Source organism: Nonomuraea sp. NPDC050663 (assembly GCF_044456985.1).
Lineage (GTDB): Bacteria > Actinomycetota > Actinomycetes > Streptosporangiales > Streptosporangiaceae > Nonomuraea.
This window is the reverse complement of sequence record NZ_JBITGL010000018.1, coordinates 181,702-196,994: the sequence shown is the minus strand read 5'-3', so window position 1 is coordinate 196,994 and position 15,293 is coordinate 181,702. Positions and strand designations below refer to the sequence as shown.

The window sequence follows — 15,293 nt, the reverse complement described above, 5'->3', positions numbered from 1 at the left end:
CTTTTCAAGGGCCGCCTGGCCCTCCAGAAAACGCGACCGCGCGGCCGGGGTGGGCCGCGCGGGGGTGTTTCCCCACGGTTAGAGTTTGGGTGGGTGGCATCGGGCGGGGGGCGGGGGGGCCCCCGGGTGGGGGGGGGGGGCGGCGTTTGGTAGCCCGCCGGCCCCGCGCCCCCCCCCGCGCGCCCCCCCCCGCCCCCCCCCGCCCCCCCCCCCCCCCCCCCCCCCCCCCCCCCCCCGCCGTACGTCACGCAGGTCGTGTCAGACCTCGACCACCACCGGGATGATCATCGGACGTCGCCGATAGGTGTCGCTCACCCAGCGTCCCACCGTGCGGCGCACCACCTGGCGGATCTGCTGCATGTCGACCACCCCGTCGGCGGCCCGGTCCTGCAGCGCCTTCTCGATCTGCGGGATGATGTCCTCGAACGCCGTCGGGTCTATGCCCGACCCCCGCGCGTGGATCTCCGGCCCGGCGGTCACCTTGCCGGTGGTCGAGTCGACCACCACGACAACCGAGACGAACCCCTCGTCGCCGAGGATGCGACGGTCCTTCAGGGACACGTCGGTGATCTCGCCCACGCTGCTGCCGTCGACGTAGACGTAGCCCGCCTGAACCGCACCCGTGATCTTGGCCTGCCCGTCGACGAGGTCGACGACGACGCCGTCCTCGGCGATGACGATGTTCTCGTCGGGCACGCCGGTGAGCGCGGCCAGCTTGGCGTGGGCGCGCAGGTGGCGCCATTCGCCGTGCACCGGCATGAAGTTGGACGGCCGCACCAGGTTGAGGACGTACAGGAGCTCGCCGGCGGCGGCGTGGCCCGAGACGTGCACCTTTGCGTTGCCCTTGTGCACGACGCGGGCGCCCCACCTGGTCAGGCCGTTGATGACCTTGTTGACCGCGGTCTCGTTGCCCGGCACCAGGCTGGACGCGAGCAGCACGGTGTCGCCGTCGGCCACCCGGATCGGGTGGTCGCGGTTGGCCATGCGCGACAGCGCCGCCATCGGCTCGCCCTGGGACCCGGTGCAGATCAGCACCACGTCCTCCGGCGGCCAGCCCTCGATCTCGCGGCCGTCGACGATCAGGTCCGGCGGCACGTGGAGGTAGCCCAGGTCGCGGGCGACACCCATGTTGCGCACCATCGACCGGCCGATCAGCGCGACCTTGCGGCCGTGCCGGGCGGCGGCGTCCATCACCTGCTGCACGCGGTGCACGTGGGAGGCGAAGCTGGCCACGATCACGCGCTTGGCCGAGGTGCGGATGACCTCGTCGATGACCGGCCCGATCTCGCGCTCGCTGGTGACGAAGCCCGGCACCTCGGCGTTGGTCGAGTCGGACATCAGCAGGTCGACGCCCTCGGTGCCGAGCCGCGCGAATCCGCCCAGGTCGGTCAGCCGCCCGTCGCTGGGCAACTGGTCCATGCGGAAGTCGCCGGTGTGCAGCACGATGCCCGCCGGAGTGCGGATGGCCACCGCCACCGCGTCGGGAATCGAGTGGTTGACCGCGAAGAACTCGAGGTCGAACGGCCCGAAGGTGTGCCTCTCCCCCTCGACGACCTGGTGCTTGACCGGCTGAATGCGGTGTTCGGTGAGCTTGGCCTCGATGAAGGCCAGCGTCAGCCTCGACCCGACGAGCGGGATGTCGCGCCGCTCACGCAGGAGGTACGGCACGGCCCCGATGTGGTCTTCGTGGGCGTGCGTCAGCACGACCGCCTCGACGTCGTCGAGCCGGTCTCTGATGTAGTCGAAGTCGGGCAAAATCAGGTCGACCCCGGGCTGTTCGGGATCGGGGAACAACACACCGCAGTCGACGATCAGCAACCGGCCGTCGTACTCGAAGACGGCCATGTTCCTGCCGATCTCCCCCAGGCCGCCGAGCGCGATGATGCGCAGCCCGCCCTGCGGCAGCGGCGGTGGCGAGCCCAGTTCAGGATGCGGGTGACTCATGCATGTCCTTTCCTCCCCGTCTGCTGACACGAAACACGGTCGTCGGACCGCCCTCCGGACGAGTCACCGGCTCGTCGCTTTACAGGTAGTCGTGTGACCACGTTTCGCGCCAGTCCTTACACGTCTGTCAACTTCACTCCGCCGGCCACCAGGCATGCCCGCAGCTCGGCGATCTGCGCTTCGTCGGCGGCCACCAAGGGGAGTCTGTGCCCGCCCACGGGCTGGCCAACCAGCTTGAGTGCCGCCTTGACCATGATCGCCCCACCGGCACGATTCATGATCCCATCGATGACCGGAATCAGCTGCTGATGCGTCGCGCGCGCCTCGTCGGCACGTCCCGCGCCGTGATCGGCGATCATCCTGGCCAGTTCCGCCCCGACCACGTGGCCGACGACGCTGACGAATCCGGCTCCGCCGTACGCGAGCCAGGCCAGGTTGAGCGCGTCGTCACCGGAGTAGAAGACCAGGTCGGTGGCGAGCATCACCTGCGAGCCGGCGAACAGGTCGCCCTTGGCGTCCTTGACCGCCACGATGCGCTCGTGCTGCGCCAGCCTGATCAGCGTGGTCGTCGCGATCGGGACGCCGCTGCGGCCCGGAATGTCATAGAGCATCACGGGCAGGCCCGTGGCGTCGGCAACGGTGGTGAAATGCCGGTAGAGCCCCTCCTGCGGGGGCTTGTTGTAATACGGCGTCACCACGAGCAGGCCGTCGGCGCCCGCCCGCTCGGCGGACCTGGCCAGCTCCACGCTGTGAAGGGTGTCGTTGGTGCCGGCGCCCGCGACCACCGTCGCCCGATCGCCGACCGCCTCGACCACCGCTTTCAGCAACCGCTCCTTCTCCGCGTCGCTCGTGGTCGGCGACTCACCGGTGGTACCGCTCACGATCAGGCCGTCGTTGCGCTGCACGTCGACCAGGTAGGCGGCCAGCGACTGGGCGCGGGCGTAGTCGACGCCGCCGTCGGCGGTGAACGGGGTGACCATGGCGGTCAGCATGCGGCCGAAGGGGGCTCCGGTGGAACGAGAAGGCGATGCCATAGAGCGAACGGTACCCGGATTCGCAAAACGCTTGGACCCCGGCACCCCTCATCTGTGGAAAACCTCGACCCGCTCCACGAACCAGGTAGGGGCGCCTCATTGGGAAGAGGCCGTCGATATGTGCTCGGGGGTACACACATCGACGACCTCTACCGGACAATCGGTGGCCCTTACGGGGGTGTTACAGAGATTCGCGGAGAATTTTTCACCTGCCCAAAGTTGGCACTCCATCTCCGCTCGATGACGGTAGGTTACCTGCCGAATACGGCAACATGGGGCCCAATGCCCTAACAGGGCCTCCACTACAAGGACGGTCTCGTGGCCACCTCCGATCCGGTCTACCTGCGCGTCGTCGAAGACATTCGACGGCAGATCAACGACGGTTCACTCCCTCCTGGCGCGCCCATCCCCTCCCGGGCGCAGTTGACCCGTAAATACCAAGTCGGCGAGACAGCCGCCCGGCACGCCCTCCGCGTCCTGGCGAACGAAGGCCTCATCGTGGGTCGTGTCGGCTCGGGTCACTACGTGAGGGAACGTCCCGACCTCATCCCCCTCCACCGATGGCGACATCTCGAACACTCCTCCCCCTTTGCCGCAGACCTGCAGAGCCAGGGCCGCCGCGTCACCCTCGACCGGCACAGCGAGCAGTCGGAAGCCGGGCCTGCGATCGCCCAGCGCCTCCGCCTCGACGAGGCCGCCCCGGTGGCGAAAACGCACTACATCTACCGCGACGACGGCAGAGCCCTCCAACTCGCCACCTCCTATGAGCCCCTTGAGCTGGCCTCCGACGACGACAGGCGCAGCCTGATCGCCCGGATGTACGCTCACGGCATCAAGATCACCGAGATCGTGGAGCGAGTCCACACCCGCGTCCCCCAGCCCAGCGAGAGCGACGCCCTCGACCTTCCCGCCGGCGTCCACGTGCTTCACGTCGAACGCACCCACTGGGCCGGCGATCGGCCCGTCGAGACCAGCGACATCGTCATCCCCGGTGATCGTTTCCAGGTGGTCTACAGCCTGCCCGTCTGACACCCCTCGGCCCGCCTTCGCACCGGGGCGGGCCGGGTGTTGGGGAACGGCTTCGCAGCTTCCTCCGGAGGCCCCTCTCCCAGCAGGGACCCCTCCACCTCCGGAGGATCCCCATCCCCCGGGGATTGTCGGCGCCCGCTGGTACAACCGTCCCGGTGCCCAACCGGAGGTGTACTGATGCGCGTCAAAGACCTGCCCACCACCGAACGCCCCCGCGAACGCCTGCTGTCGCGCGGCCCCTCAGCCCTGGCCGACCGCGAACTCCTCGCCATCCTCCTCGGCTCCGGCTTCCACGGCACCAGCGCCGTCGACCTGGCCGCCCAGGTGATCTCCCACTGCGGCGACCTCACCTCCCTGTCCCGCTCGGAAGCCCACCGCCTGCTGGCCGTCCCCGGCATCGGCCCTGCCAAGGCCGCCCGCGTCGCCGCAGCCTTCGACCTCGTACGGCGAGCAGCAGCCGAACCCTCCCGCACCCGCATCACCAGCAGCTCGGACCTCGCCTCGGTCGCCGCTCCCCTGCTGCGCGGCCACTCCCGCGAACGCCTGGCCGTCATCGTGTGCGACGCCCGAGGCGCCGTGCTCCGCCGTACGATCCTCACCGAGGGCGGCACTGACCACACCCTCGTCCCCATCCGCGAGGTCATCACCTCGGTGCTCACCTCGGGCGGAGCGTCGTTCGGCATCGCCCACAACCACCCCAGCGGCTCCCTCACCCCCAGCCCCGCCGACCTCGCCGCCACCGACCACCTGTGCCTGGCGGCGGAGACCGTGGGGCTCCGCTTCCTCGACCACCTGATCGTCACCGACACCGCCTGGCGCCGCATCCCCACCTCGAGCCCCTCGCCACCCGCCACCTCCGGCGCAACAGCCCTCGAACCGTGACCCGGCCCACCCGTGACGCGCTTCCGGGGTTGCCCGATTGGATCCCACCCGGGTCAGCGGTGCTCGCCTCCGGCTCGCGCGCCCTCCCCAGGCGCGGCTTCGCCGCGCACCCCATGGTCAGGCGCCCTCGTGATCGCCGGTGTCCAAGGTCACAGCCACGACGAGGGCTCCACCATGACGCCACATGGAAACGTGCAGAAACTACCGCCGCTGGTGATCGCGATGGGCAGAGTCGTTGACAGCCAGCCTGCTCGCTTGCCTGATTCTGGCCTCGACGTATCAGCTTCTACCGCAGGCCGGGGAGCGGTCCAGCGCCTCCCGGGCAGTCGCTGGACCGCGGCGACCCCGTTGCCAGCATCCTTGCTGCGCCAAGAACCAGCTCATCGGGGTGGTCATCCGATCGCCCAGCGCTCAGAACAGTCATGAGCGCACCGCGATCCAGGGAACTGCCGCACGATCCGCCTACCGCCGGCGAACGATCAGCACCAGTTACGCGGAGGGCCCGATGCTCTAACTGCTTAGGGGATGATCATCGGGCCCTCCTACCAGCAACCCGCTCCGGCAGCACCCATGGACATCACCACATGTGTCCATGGGTGCTCGACAAGCAGGGTCCTCAGGAGACGCGACCGAGTGCCTCCTGGGGTCATCTGCGCGAGAGGAGGGCCTCGCGCATGTTTCGAGGCGGCTCCGCGGTATTCCCCAGTCCACGCGGAGCCGCCGCCCAGCCGCCGCGTGGTGAGTGAAGGCACGCGGCCGACCGGGAGCTCGAATCAAATCACCATGAAGATCTACGACAGAGGGCCAGACAACAGGGGCATGTCGACCTGCGTCGCCGAACGAGCCAGCATCGCCATACGCGATTCTTCGTTCGCGCCCACATCATGATCACCTGCACTCTCCATTCAAAAGACGTGCCCAGAGATTCCGCGCCTCTTCGGTTCGCATCCAGGGCGATTCGTGGACGACCATGCCGGTCTCCCGTCGGCAGAAGCGGCGGATGAACATGAGCCCGGCAGCCATGCAGAGCTCGTAGAAGACGGGTTGCATATCTGACGTGAAGTCGCAGACACGAATCCGATTGGCGCGAGGCACGGGCACACTCCAATCGATGTCTTCAACGCCGCGGTCCGGCCGATCTTTGCTCACGCTCGAACTATACGTCTGGTTGTCTATTCTCGTCCACAGCTAATTCAATGATCGCCCATATAGACGAGACGATTTGAGAGGGGTCGTAGCCGTTCGCCTATCTTGCGTACGTGCTCGACCACGACGGAGACACCCACATCTACCTTCAGATCGCCGCCATCCTGCGCGAGCGGATCGAGGGGTTGAGTTCCGGGCACCCGGTCCCCAGCGAAGCCGACATCCAGCGGGAGTTCGGTGTCGCACGGGCAACGGCACGCAAGGCGATCCACGTCCTACGCGAAGAGGGATCGATCTACACCGTGCAAGGCCAGGGCACGTTCGTTGGCACTGCCGACGACGCTCCACGTAGGCCGCGAAAGGTACCGATCTATCAGCAGATCGCCGCGGACCTGGCAGGCGATATAAGGACGGGCAAGTACCAGCCGACCAGGCCCGTTCCCGGGGAGTCGACGCTCCAGCAGCGGTATGACGTTGCCAGGGAGACGGTACGGCGAGCCATGGCCCTACTGCGCGAGCAGGGATGGATTTACACCGTTCCGCAGCGGGGCAGCTACGTGTCACCCATGGACTCGTGGCCCAGCTAGACGAACTCGACTACTTGTCTACGCACATGTAGACTAGTGCTCATGCTCGATAGAGAGGGCCCCGTGCCCATCTACAAGCAGATCGCGCAGCATCTCGACGAGATGATCACCCGAGGCGAGCTTCGACTCGGCGACCCGATCCCGAGCGAGGCGTCTATCGAATCGACCTACCACGTCTCGAGAACGACGGCCCGCAGAGTGGTCAGAGAGTTGCGCGTGAGAGGGCTCGTCACAACCGTTCAGGGCGAGGGCAGCTTCGTTGGCTGTGAAGGCACCCCCAGGAATCAGGGGAGACGCCCGCTCTACATGAGGCTCGCGGCGGAAGTAGCCCAGCGCATCCGCCAAGGCGAACTTCAGCCGAACCGGCCGATTCCCAGCGAGAAGACCCTGATGCAGCAGTACGGCATCGCCAAGGCCACCGCACGCCAGGTCGTGGCCGCGCTTCGCCACCAAGGCTGGGTGTTCACCGTTCCGTACCGCGGGAGCTATGTCAGCCCGGAAAATGAGTGGCCTGCCCCCGGACAATGATCACATGGACTACGACCGTCTGATCTCCGAAGCACTGGCGACCCCCTTCGAAGGCTGGGACTTCGGCGTCTTCAAGGACCGCTACGAAGAGCAGACCGACCGGCTCCCCTGGAACTACGAGCAGCTTGTCCGCGACAGCATGGCCGACGTCTCGTCCATGCTCGACATGGGCACCGGCGGCGGGGAGTTCCTGGCCGCGCTGGCGCCGCTGCCGGTGCGGACGGCGGCGACCGAGGGGTATGCGCCGAATGTGCCCGTTGCGCGGGATCGACTGGAGCCGCTGGGGGTCGAGGTGGTGGAGGTGGACGAGGATGACGCGCTGGGGTTCGCGGACGGGTCGTTCGAGCTGGTGATCAACCGGCACGAGTCGTTCGATCCGCGCGAGGTGCATCGGGTGTTGAAACCGGGTGGGGTGTTCGTCACGCAGCAGGTCGGGGGGCGGGATCTGGAGGAGGTCAACCTGGCGCTGGGCGGGCCCCGGCATGAGGTGTACGAGTGGGACCTGGGGTCTGCTGCCAGAGGGTTGGTGGAGGCGGGGTTCGAGGTGACGTGGAAGGAGGAGCGGGCCTCGGAAGCGGTGTTCCGGGATGTGGGGGCGCTGGTGTTGTTCCTGCGCATCGCTGACTGGCAGGTGCCGGGGTTCTCCGTGGAGCGGTATGACGAGCGGCTGCGGCGGGTGCACGAGGAGATGCCGCTGCGGGCGACCGCGTGGCGGTTCGCGTTGACCGCGCGGAAAGCGTGACCGTGCGCGGAAAAGCGTGGCTGCGCGGATGGGGCCACCGTCCCGAAGCGGTGACCGTCCCGAAGCGGTGACCGTCCCGAAGCGGTGACCGTACGCGGAAAGCTTGGCCGTGTGGAAGGGGTGACCGTACCGAAGCGGTGACCGTCCCGAGCCCGAAAAGGTCGCCGCGTACGCCTGCCGTACTGCGCCGAAAGCTCAGAGGTCGATGGCCCCGACCGTCTCGCCGAACAGTACCTCGCCCGTGGGCTGGAAGCCGAGCCGCAGGTAGAAGCCCTCCGGTCCGCCCTGCTCCCACAGCACGGTCGCCCACGCGTGTCCCCGCTTGCGCGCCTCCTCCAGGAACGCGTCGACCGCGAACTTGCCGTACCCCTTGCCCTGGGCGTCGCCGGCGACGTTGAGGCGCCAGATCCCGCACCTGAACGCCTCGATCTCGTGGCCGGGGTCGAAGTTGCCCATGATGAACGCCACCGCCCGCTCGCCGTCGAACACGAGCCGCGGCCATGCCGTCTGCCTGGACGCGTACGCCTCGGCGAGGGAGTTGAGCACCGGGGCGACGAACCGTTCCTGGTGGGGGGCGACCTTCACGTTGACGGCGTCCGGCAGGTTCTCGGGGGTGATCTCTTCGAGGCGGAGCATGAGAGCAAACCTAAACGAAAAGGGCGCCCCCGGCGGCAGCCGGGAACGCCCCAAGGGGAGAAACGTGTGTTAGTAGAGCAGGCGCGTACGCGTGCGGGCGAACTTGTCGGCCTGGGCGATGCTGTCGGTGCTGACGCCGTAGTCGCCGCCGCCCCAGTAGTGGTCGGCGATGACCGACGAGAGGCGGCGCGGCCAGACCTTGACGGTCATGGTGAAGCGCTTCCACTTCTCCGGCCGCGTGATGATGCAGTAGGCGTTGTAGTCGCGGCCCTCCTTGCGCACGCCGCACTTGGCGTTGGGGGCACGGCGGGTGATGCGGATCTTGGAGACGTTGCCCCGGTTGATGTCGGTGTACAGGACCAGCACCTGGCCCTCGAACACGTACGACTTCCACACGGTGTAGGTGTAGCTGATCGGCTGGTACGCGCTCTGCCGGGTCGGATAGTTGACCTTCACCCGAGCGGTGTCCAGTGAGGCGCCTCCGACCTTGAGGACCGGTGCCACTGCTGCCGTGACCGTGGGGGCGCTGAAAGCGGCGGACGCCACGGGCGCTGCGGTGGCGCCGGTGGTGGCGCCGGCCGCGGCCGGGGCGAGGGTCAGGGCGAGGAAGAAGCTGCCGGTCACGGCGGTGACGCGCGTGAGACGGTGTGCCATCGGAACTCCATTCGATGCGGTTGCGGATCATCCACCCACATCGGACTTGCAGCCCGGTTGCATGTCGGCTAAGACGCCTGGCAGATGACCGCCCGGCAGCCTATCGTCCGTACAAATACGGATATGTCGGAACGCCAGAATCGGCTACCGATGAACCCCGGCAACGGACGAAGCCCGGCGGCAGAGGCGCCCGCTCCTCAGAACACCGGAATGATGTCCTCCGGATCGATCACATCCACCTCGACCCCATCGAGATCCAGCTCGGGAATCGCCGGAAACGCGATCCCCCACCTCTCCACGATCGTCCGCACCCGGGCCATCGCCACCCGCCAGTTCTCCGCCTGCTCCTCGTACGACAACACCCCGAGCCCGCCCTCACGCGCGTGGTTCATGAGCACTCGATGGTTGTCCAGGAAGTACGGCGGCAGCTCCCAGAACCCGCCGGGCGGCTCCCAGAGGATCATCGACAGGAACACGAACCCCGCCCGCAACTGCCGGGTGATCAGCGACCGCACGTCGTCGGTCAGCCCCGGCCACTCGTTCTCGAGAATCGTCATGCAGATCTGCAGATGCCTGGACTCGTCCCGCCCGATCTTCTGGAACATCTCCGAGAACACCGGATGCGACGTCCCCGACGCCATCCCCCTGAACAGGGTCGAAGCAGCCATCTCCCCCATCATGAAGCTCGTGAAGAGCACCGGCAGGCTGTACCTGCCGACGGCGGCGTTGTACCCGTGCCAGTACCGCCCGCCGTTGTGGTAGAGCCACCCGACGTTGTTGTGCGCCGCCCGCTCCAGATCGTCCCCGGGTGTCCAGTTCAGCGGCCCGCCCGGCCACAACCGGGCGATCGTGCGCTGGCAGCACTCCTCGTGGTTCATCTCGTCGCGCGTGATGGAGAAGAAGCACTTGCGGACCGGATCCTCCTCGTGCTTCTCGAAGGCCTGGATCGTCGCGCGGGCGAACACCGCCGGTCCTGACGCGTCGAAGTTGGCCAGCACCGAGAACCAGTACATGATCCCCAGCCGCTGCTCGCGGCTGAAGTCCTCGGCGCGCAGCCCGTCCCACGGCAGGTCGGCGGGGTTCCACACCTGCCGTTTGGACTTCTCGTAGATCTGCGCGAGCTTCTCGGTCTCGACCCGCCACTCCATCGGGTAGATGTTCGGCTGCGGCACCTCAGGCGCGGGCCAGAAGCCGCCGTCGGGGACATTGAGGTCTGCCATGCCAGCCCCCTGCCCCGCCAGGGCCGTTCAATTGCGGCTGCGCTGCGTCACGGCGACGCACACGAGTACGGCCAGCGCGCCCGCCACCGTCTCCAGGCCGAACTCCTCCCCCATGAGCGACCACGCCCACACCAGCGTGAGCAGCGGCTGGGTCAGCTGGGTCTGCCCGGCCCTGGCGATGCCGCCCATGGCCAGGCCCTTGTACCAGGGCACGAAGCCCAGGAACATCGAGATCGCCCCCACGTAGGCGAACCCGGCGACAGCCGTCCAGCTGAAGGTGATCTCCGTGGTCGACGCCAGCACGGCCGTCACGGGCGCGGTGATGGGCAACGACAGGACGAGCGTGTAGGAGATCACCCGCCACCCCGGCTCGTTCCTGGTCAGGCGCGCCCCCTCGGTGTACCCGATGGCCGCCGACAGCAGCGCCCCTACCAGCAGCAGGTCGGGCCAGGTCAGGCTGCCGCCGCCCTGCGCGACGGTGAACACCGTGATCGCCGCCGCTCCGGCCGCGCACGCCACCCAGAACAGCGGCTTGGGTCGCTCCCCTGCGCGCAGGACGGCGAAGGCGGCCGTCGCGGCGGGCAGCAGGCCGATGACGACCGCCGAGTGGGAGGTGCTCGCCCCCAGGTGCAGCGCGAGCCCGCTGAACACCGGGAAGCCGAAGACCACCCCGGCGGAGATCAGGGCGTAGGAGGGCCACAGGGCGCGCGGCGGGATCAGCGGGAGACGGGCCACCTTGAGGCACACCGCGGCGATCACACCGGCCAGGAGCGCCCGGCCGATGGCCACCAGCCAGGGGTCGAAGCCCTCCATGGCGAACACGGTCGCGGGGAAGGAACCGGAGAAGGCGAGCACGCCCAGAAAGGCCAGAACAGTGCCACGCCGCTCCGCCCCAGCCCCAGCAGAAGCAGTCGAAGCAGTCGAAGCCGCCGAAGCCGCCGGCCTGGCCGACCGCGCGCCGCCGGCGGTGTCGAGCTCGTCACTGCGGATGGCCAGCGGAACCGCTACTGTCCACCCATCAGTAGCGCTATCATCATTATTCATGAACGACGATAGCAGTATCGCCCACCTGGCCGCGATACTGCGGGCGGAGGCCGCCGCCCTGGCCCCCGGCGACCGCCTGCCCTCCAGTCGCGAGCTGATCAGGCGCCACAACGTCAGCCCCGTCACCGTCTCCCGGGCGATCGGCCGCCTCGCCGCCGAGGGCAAGGTGGTCACCAGGCCGGGCAGCGGCGCCTACGTGGCCCATCCGGTCACCAGGACCACCGAGAGCGCCGACCTGTCATGGCAGACCGTCGCCCTCGGCGACAGGGTCGTGGACGAATCGGGTGTCGCCGCGCTCCTGACCCCGCCCCCCGAGGGGGTGATCCCCCTCACCGGCGGCTATCTCAACCCCCGCGTCCGGCCCGACAAGCACCTCGCCCAGGCGGCGGCGCGCGCCGTACGCCGTCCCGACGCATGGGCGATGCCGCCGCTCAATGGGCTGGCGGAGCTGCGGCGGTGGTTCGCCGACCAGGCGGGCGGGGAGGTGACGGCGGCGGACGCGCTGGTGGTGAGCGGCGGCCAGGCCGCGCTGACGCACGCGTTCAGGTCGCTGGCCGCGCCGGGCACCCCGCTGCTGATGGAGACGCCGACCTATCCGGGCGCCCTGGCCGCGGCGAAGGCGGCGGGCCTGCGGGCGACGGCGGTGCCGACCGACGCCGAGGGGGTGCGCCCGGAACTGCTGGCCGAGGCGTTCGCGCTGACGGGGGCGCGGGTGTTCTACTGCCAGCCGACCCTGCACAACCCGACGGGCGCGACGCTGAGCGCGGAGCGCCGGCGGCAGGTGCTCGACATCGCCCGCGCCAACGGCGCCTTCGTCATCGAGGACGATTACGCCCGCTATCTCACCCCGCACGCGCCCGCGCCGATGGTGTCGATGGACCATCACGGGACCGTCGTCTACATCAACTCGCTGACCAAGGTGCTCTCACCGAGCCTGCGCCTGGCCGCGGTGATCGCCCGCGGTCCCGCCGGGCGACGGTTGCGCTCCAGCCAGCTCGTGGAGTCGTTCTTCGTCGCCCGCCCGCTGCAGGAGACGGCCCTGGAGTTCGTCACGTCGGGCGCGTGGCCCAGGCATCTCAGGGCGGTGCACGCCGACCTGGTGCAGCGCCGCGACACGCTGGCCGCCGCGATCGCGGGCCGCCTGGGCGGTGTGGAGCTGCACCTGCTGCCGATCGGCGGCCACCACCTGTGGGTACGGCTGCCGCCGGAGACCGACGAGGGCGCGCTGGTCGAGGAGGCCAGGAGGTGCGGCGTGCTGGTGAGCCCGGGCAGGATCTACTACCCGGCCGAGCCGCCGGGCCCCCACCTCAGGCTCAGCCACAACCAGGCCGCCCACGCCGCCGAACTCTCCGAGGGCGTCGACCGCCTGGCCCAAGCCCTGGCCAACACGCCGAAGTAGCCGCCCGGCCAACACGCCGAAACAGCGTCAAGCGCTGGCGAACACCTCGTAGTGGTCGACCGTCCGCTCCCGGTCGATCAGGAAGTCGTCGTCCTCGTCGTAGAACACCGCGACCGAGGGGTCGTCACCCGCGAAGGCGCGCACCGCCTCCATCGACTCCCAGTACGACAGCAGGAAGAACTCCGCCCGCCCGTCGACCTCCCGCCGGGTGAAGTGCACGCCGAGATTCCCCGGCGTCGTGGTGTACCCGGTGAACCCGGTCTTCATCAGGTAGGCCTCATAGGCCGGAGCGTCCTCGGGACGGGTCCAGCCTCGCCAGGTGCGCACGATCACAGCAACCTCCGAACGTCCTACAGTGGTGACATGGTGGCACTCATCCGGGATTTCCTGAACACCTACACGGTGGACTCGGAGGCGGAAGAGCTGTCGTCTCCCGCCGACCTCGCGCTGTGGTTGCGCGAGCGCGGCCTGGTCGGCGACGGGGACCGGGCCACCGAGGAGGATCTGGCCCTGGCGGTCACGCTCAGGGAGAGCCTGCGCGCGGTCCTGCACGGCCAGGACCGCGGGCTCCCGGAGCTCCCGCTGAGGGTCGACACGCCGGGCACGCTCGTCCCGATCGCGCAGGGGGTGCCGGCGGGGCTGGCCAGGATCGCCGCCGCCACGATGCAGGCGGGATGGGAGAGGCTGAAGGTGTGCGCGGAGCCCACATGTCAATGGGCGTTCATCGACGCTTCGAAGAACAGATCGCGAGCCTGGTGTGACATGAGAGTGTGCGGTAATCGCACGAAAACCCGCGCCTACCGGGCTAGGAAGGCGGGTTCGCGTCAACGGGAGGGCCCAATGACCGATACGGTGTAACACGTGCGCGGGAGATCCTCCGGTTCGCGCGCACGACGGCAGGCGAAGGAGCGGGCCGAGATGGCAGACGTAGGCGTCCGGGCGGCCCGGCGCGAGGATGTGCTCCAGGTGGCGAACACTCAGATTCGCGCCTGGCGTTACGGCTATCGGGATTTCCTGCCCGAGGGGCCGTTGGAGCAGATGACCGGCCCGGCGGCCGAGAAGATGTGGCTGCGCCAGTGGGACGAGGCGATCGTCTCGCCGCCCAGCGCTCGCCATCGGGTGCTGGTGGCCGTTGAGACCATCCTCGACACCGAGGGCTTTCCGGCGCTCGGGCTCGGCGGCGCGCAGGCGCCCGCCACGCCGCGCGGCGGCGAGAAGGTGGTCGGCCTGGCCTCGCACGCTCCCGCGGAGGACCCCGACCTCGACCCGACCCGGGTGGCGGAGATGCTCACCCTGCTGGTCGACCCCGACTTCGTCCGGCGCGGCCACGGCAGCCGCCTGCTCAACGCGACCGTCGACTACCTTCGCGAAGACGGCTACCAGCGGGTCGTGACCTGGGCCTTCGCGGAAAACTACGCGGTGCTCGGCTTTCTCGAGTCGGCAGGCTGGGGCGAGGACATGGCCGAGCGGGTGCTCGACATGGGCCGCCCGGTGCGCATGCTCAGGCTCACCACCGATATCAGCTGACCCATGGCCACACTGAGTCAATGGGTGGCCGGCGCACGCCCTCGAACGCTTCCCAGCGCCGTAGTCCCTGTCGCGGTCGGCACCGGTCTGGCCGTTCCCGACGTCAACCCGCTCCGTGCGCTGCTCGCCCTGCTCGTGGCGCTGCTGCTGCAGATCGGGGTCAACTACGCCAACGACTACAGCGACGGCATCCGGGGCACCGACGACGAGCGTGTCGGCCCGCTGCGCCTGGTGGGCTCCAAGCTCGCCACCCCCAGGCAGGTGCTCACCGCCGCGCTGGCCTGCTTCGCGCTGGCCGCGGTCGCGGGCCTGGTGCTGGTGCTGCTCACGCAGGCGTGGTGGATCCTCGCCGTGGGCGCCGCGGCGATCGCCGCTGCCTGGTTCTACACCGGCGGCCGGACCCCGTACGGCTACCGCGCGCTGGGCGAGCTGGCGGTCTTCGTCTTCTTCGGCGTGGTGCCGGTGGTCGGCACGGCCTACGTGCAGACCGAGCAGTTGTCGTGGCTCGCCCTGGTCGCCTCGGTCCCGGTCGGCCTGCTGTCGTGCTCGATGCTGGTGGTCAACAACCTGCGCGACATCCCCACCGACACCGCCTCGGGCAAGCGCACGCTGGCCGTGGTCCTCGGTGACCGGCGCACCCGCACGCTGTACACCGTGTGCATCGGCGTCGCCTTCCTGGTCTCGCTCGGCCTCGGCTTCGCCCGCCCGCTGACGGTCCTCACGATCGGCGCGCTGCCGCTGGCCATCCCGGCGATCCACGCGGTGCTCCACCACGCGCAGGGCCGCGACCTGATCAAGGTCCTGCAGCAGACCGGCAAGCTCCAGCTGCTCTTCGGCGCCCTGTTCACGATCGGCCTCGCGATCACCTTGTAGACGGATACAACCGTCCCTCCCGAGGCTCGTAGATCCAGATAACCTCCC

17 protein-coding genes are annotated in these 15,293 nt (G+C 68.9%); 9 read left to right on the top strand and 8 right to left on the bottom strand.

Annotated elements, in window-relative coordinates:
- Nucleotides 1–258: 258 nt before the first annotated feature.
- Complete coding sequence (locus ACIBH1_RS39875) at nucleotides 259–1,944, bottom strand: ribonuclease J (protein ID WP_397319254.1); 1,686 nt, start codon at nucleotides 1,942–1,944, stop codon at nucleotides 259–261.
- Between the two features lie 116 nt (nucleotides 1,945–2,060).
- Nucleotides 2,061–2,978: a 4-hydroxy-tetrahydrodipicolinate synthase gene (dapA, locus tag ACIBH1_RS39870; protein ID WP_397319253.1), complete on the bottom strand. Its 918-nt coding sequence runs from the start codon at nucleotides 2,976–2,978 to the stop codon at nucleotides 2,061–2,063.
- Nucleotides 2,979–3,296: 318 nt separating this feature from the next.
- Here dapA and ACIBH1_RS39865 point away from each other — a divergent pair, with 318 nt between their 5' ends.
- Together ACIBH1_RS39865 and ACIBH1_RS39860 are read left to right on the top strand one after the other, a co-directional pair.
- Complete coding sequence (locus ACIBH1_RS39865; protein ID WP_397319252.1) at nucleotides 3,297–4,007, top strand: GntR family transcriptional regulator; 711 nt, start codon at nucleotides 3,297–3,299, stop codon at nucleotides 4,005–4,007.
- Nucleotides 4,008–4,184: 177 nt separating this feature from the next.
- Complete coding sequence (locus ACIBH1_RS39860) at nucleotides 4,185–4,889, top strand: RadC family protein (RefSeq protein WP_397319251.1); 705 nt, start codon at nucleotides 4,185–4,187, stop codon at nucleotides 4,887–4,889.
- Nucleotides 4,890–5,777: 888 nt separating this feature from the next.
- Here the strand turns inward: ACIBH1_RS39860 and ACIBH1_RS39855 are convergent.
- Complete coding sequence (locus ACIBH1_RS39855; protein WP_397319250.1) at nucleotides 5,778–6,038, bottom strand: hypothetical protein; 261 nt, start codon at nucleotides 6,036–6,038, stop codon at nucleotides 5,778–5,780.
- Between the two features lie 110 nt (nucleotides 6,039–6,148).
- On the opposite strand from ACIBH1_RS39855, the gene ACIBH1_RS39850 reads away from it, so the two are divergent.
- The 3 genes from ACIBH1_RS39850 (at nucleotide 6,149) to ACIBH1_RS39840 (ending at nucleotide 7,892) form a co-directional block, all read left to right on the top strand.
- Nucleotides 6,149–6,622 (top strand): GntR family transcriptional regulator, encoded by a 474-nt coding sequence (locus ACIBH1_RS39850; protein ID WP_397319249.1) that lies wholly within the window; start codon nucleotides 6,149–6,151, stop codon nucleotides 6,620–6,622.
- Between the two features lie 63 nt (nucleotides 6,623–6,685).
- Nucleotides 6,686–7,150: a GntR family transcriptional regulator gene (locus tag ACIBH1_RS39845; RefSeq protein WP_397319248.1), complete on the top strand. Its 465-nt coding sequence runs from the start codon at nucleotides 6,686–6,688 to the stop codon at nucleotides 7,148–7,150.
- Nucleotides 7,151–7,154: 4 nt separating this feature from the next.
- Nucleotides 7,155–7,892: a class I SAM-dependent methyltransferase gene (locus ACIBH1_RS39840; protein WP_397319247.1), complete on the top strand. Its 738-nt coding sequence runs from the start codon at nucleotides 7,155–7,157 to the stop codon at nucleotides 7,890–7,892.
- 195 nt (nucleotides 7,893–8,087) lie between these two features.
- Here the strand turns inward: ACIBH1_RS39840 and ACIBH1_RS39835 are convergent, their stop codons facing one another.
- From ACIBH1_RS39835 to ACIBH1_RS39820, 4 genes are all read right to left on the bottom strand, one after another.
- On the bottom strand, nucleotides 8,088–8,528 hold the full coding sequence (locus ACIBH1_RS39835; protein WP_397319246.1) for a GNAT family N-acetyltransferase: 441 nt from the start codon (nucleotides 8,526–8,528) through the stop codon (nucleotides 8,088–8,090).
- 69 nt (nucleotides 8,529–8,597) lie between these two features.
- Nucleotides 8,598–9,182 carry a hypothetical protein gene (locus ACIBH1_RS39830; RefSeq protein WP_397319245.1) on the bottom strand — a complete coding sequence of 195 codons (585 nt, stop codon included), beginning with the start codon at nucleotides 9,180–9,182 and terminating at the stop codon, nucleotides 8,598–8,600.
- 197 nt (nucleotides 9,183–9,379) lie between these two features.
- Nucleotides 9,380–10,402: a hypothetical protein gene (locus ACIBH1_RS39825; RefSeq protein ID WP_397319244.1), complete on the bottom strand. Its 1,023-nt coding sequence runs from the start codon at nucleotides 10,400–10,402 to the stop codon at nucleotides 9,380–9,382.
- A gap of 27 nt (nucleotides 10,403–10,429) precedes the next feature.
- Complete coding sequence (locus ACIBH1_RS39820; protein ID WP_397319259.1) at nucleotides 10,430–11,392, bottom strand: DMT family transporter; 963 nt, start codon at nucleotides 11,390–11,392, stop codon at nucleotides 10,430–10,432.
- Between the two features lie 52 nt (nucleotides 11,393–11,444).
- On the opposite strand from ACIBH1_RS39820, the gene ACIBH1_RS39815 reads away from it, so the two are divergent.
- The gene (locus tag ACIBH1_RS39815) at nucleotides 11,445–12,845 is read left to right on the top strand and encodes a PLP-dependent aminotransferase family protein (RefSeq protein ID WP_397319243.1); all 1,401 of its coding nucleotides are present in this window, start codon (nucleotides 11,445–11,447) and stop codon (nucleotides 12,843–12,845) included.
- A gap of 27 nt (nucleotides 12,846–12,872) precedes the next feature.
- On the opposite strand, the gene ACIBH1_RS39810 is transcribed toward ACIBH1_RS39815, so the two are convergent.
- Complete coding sequence (locus ACIBH1_RS39810; RefSeq protein ID WP_397319242.1) at nucleotides 12,873–13,178, bottom strand: antibiotic biosynthesis monooxygenase family protein; 306 nt, start codon at nucleotides 13,176–13,178, stop codon at nucleotides 12,873–12,875.
- Between the two features lie 30 nt (nucleotides 13,179–13,208).
- Between ACIBH1_RS39810 and ACIBH1_RS39805 the strand changes: the two genes are divergently transcribed.
- From ACIBH1_RS39805 to ACIBH1_RS39795, 3 genes are read left to right on the top strand one after another with little or no spacing between them, the layout of a single operon-like run.
- The gene (locus tag ACIBH1_RS39805) at nucleotides 13,209–13,703 is read left to right on the top strand and encodes a CGNR zinc finger domain-containing protein (RefSeq protein ID WP_397319241.1); all 495 of its coding nucleotides are present in this window, start codon (nucleotides 13,209–13,211) and stop codon (nucleotides 13,701–13,703) included.
- A 60-nt stretch (nucleotides 13,704–13,763) separates the two neighbouring features.
- Nucleotides 13,764–14,372: a GNAT family N-acetyltransferase gene (locus tag ACIBH1_RS39800; protein ID WP_181607330.1), complete on the top strand. Its 609-nt coding sequence runs from the start codon at nucleotides 13,764–13,766 to the stop codon at nucleotides 14,370–14,372.
- 3 nt (nucleotides 14,373–14,375) lie between these two features.
- Complete coding sequence (locus ACIBH1_RS39795) at nucleotides 14,376–15,245, top strand: 1,4-dihydroxy-2-naphthoate polyprenyltransferase (protein WP_397319240.1); 870 nt, start codon at nucleotides 14,376–14,378, stop codon at nucleotides 15,243–15,245.
- The last annotated feature ends 48 nt before the right edge of the window (nucleotides 15,246–15,293 follow it).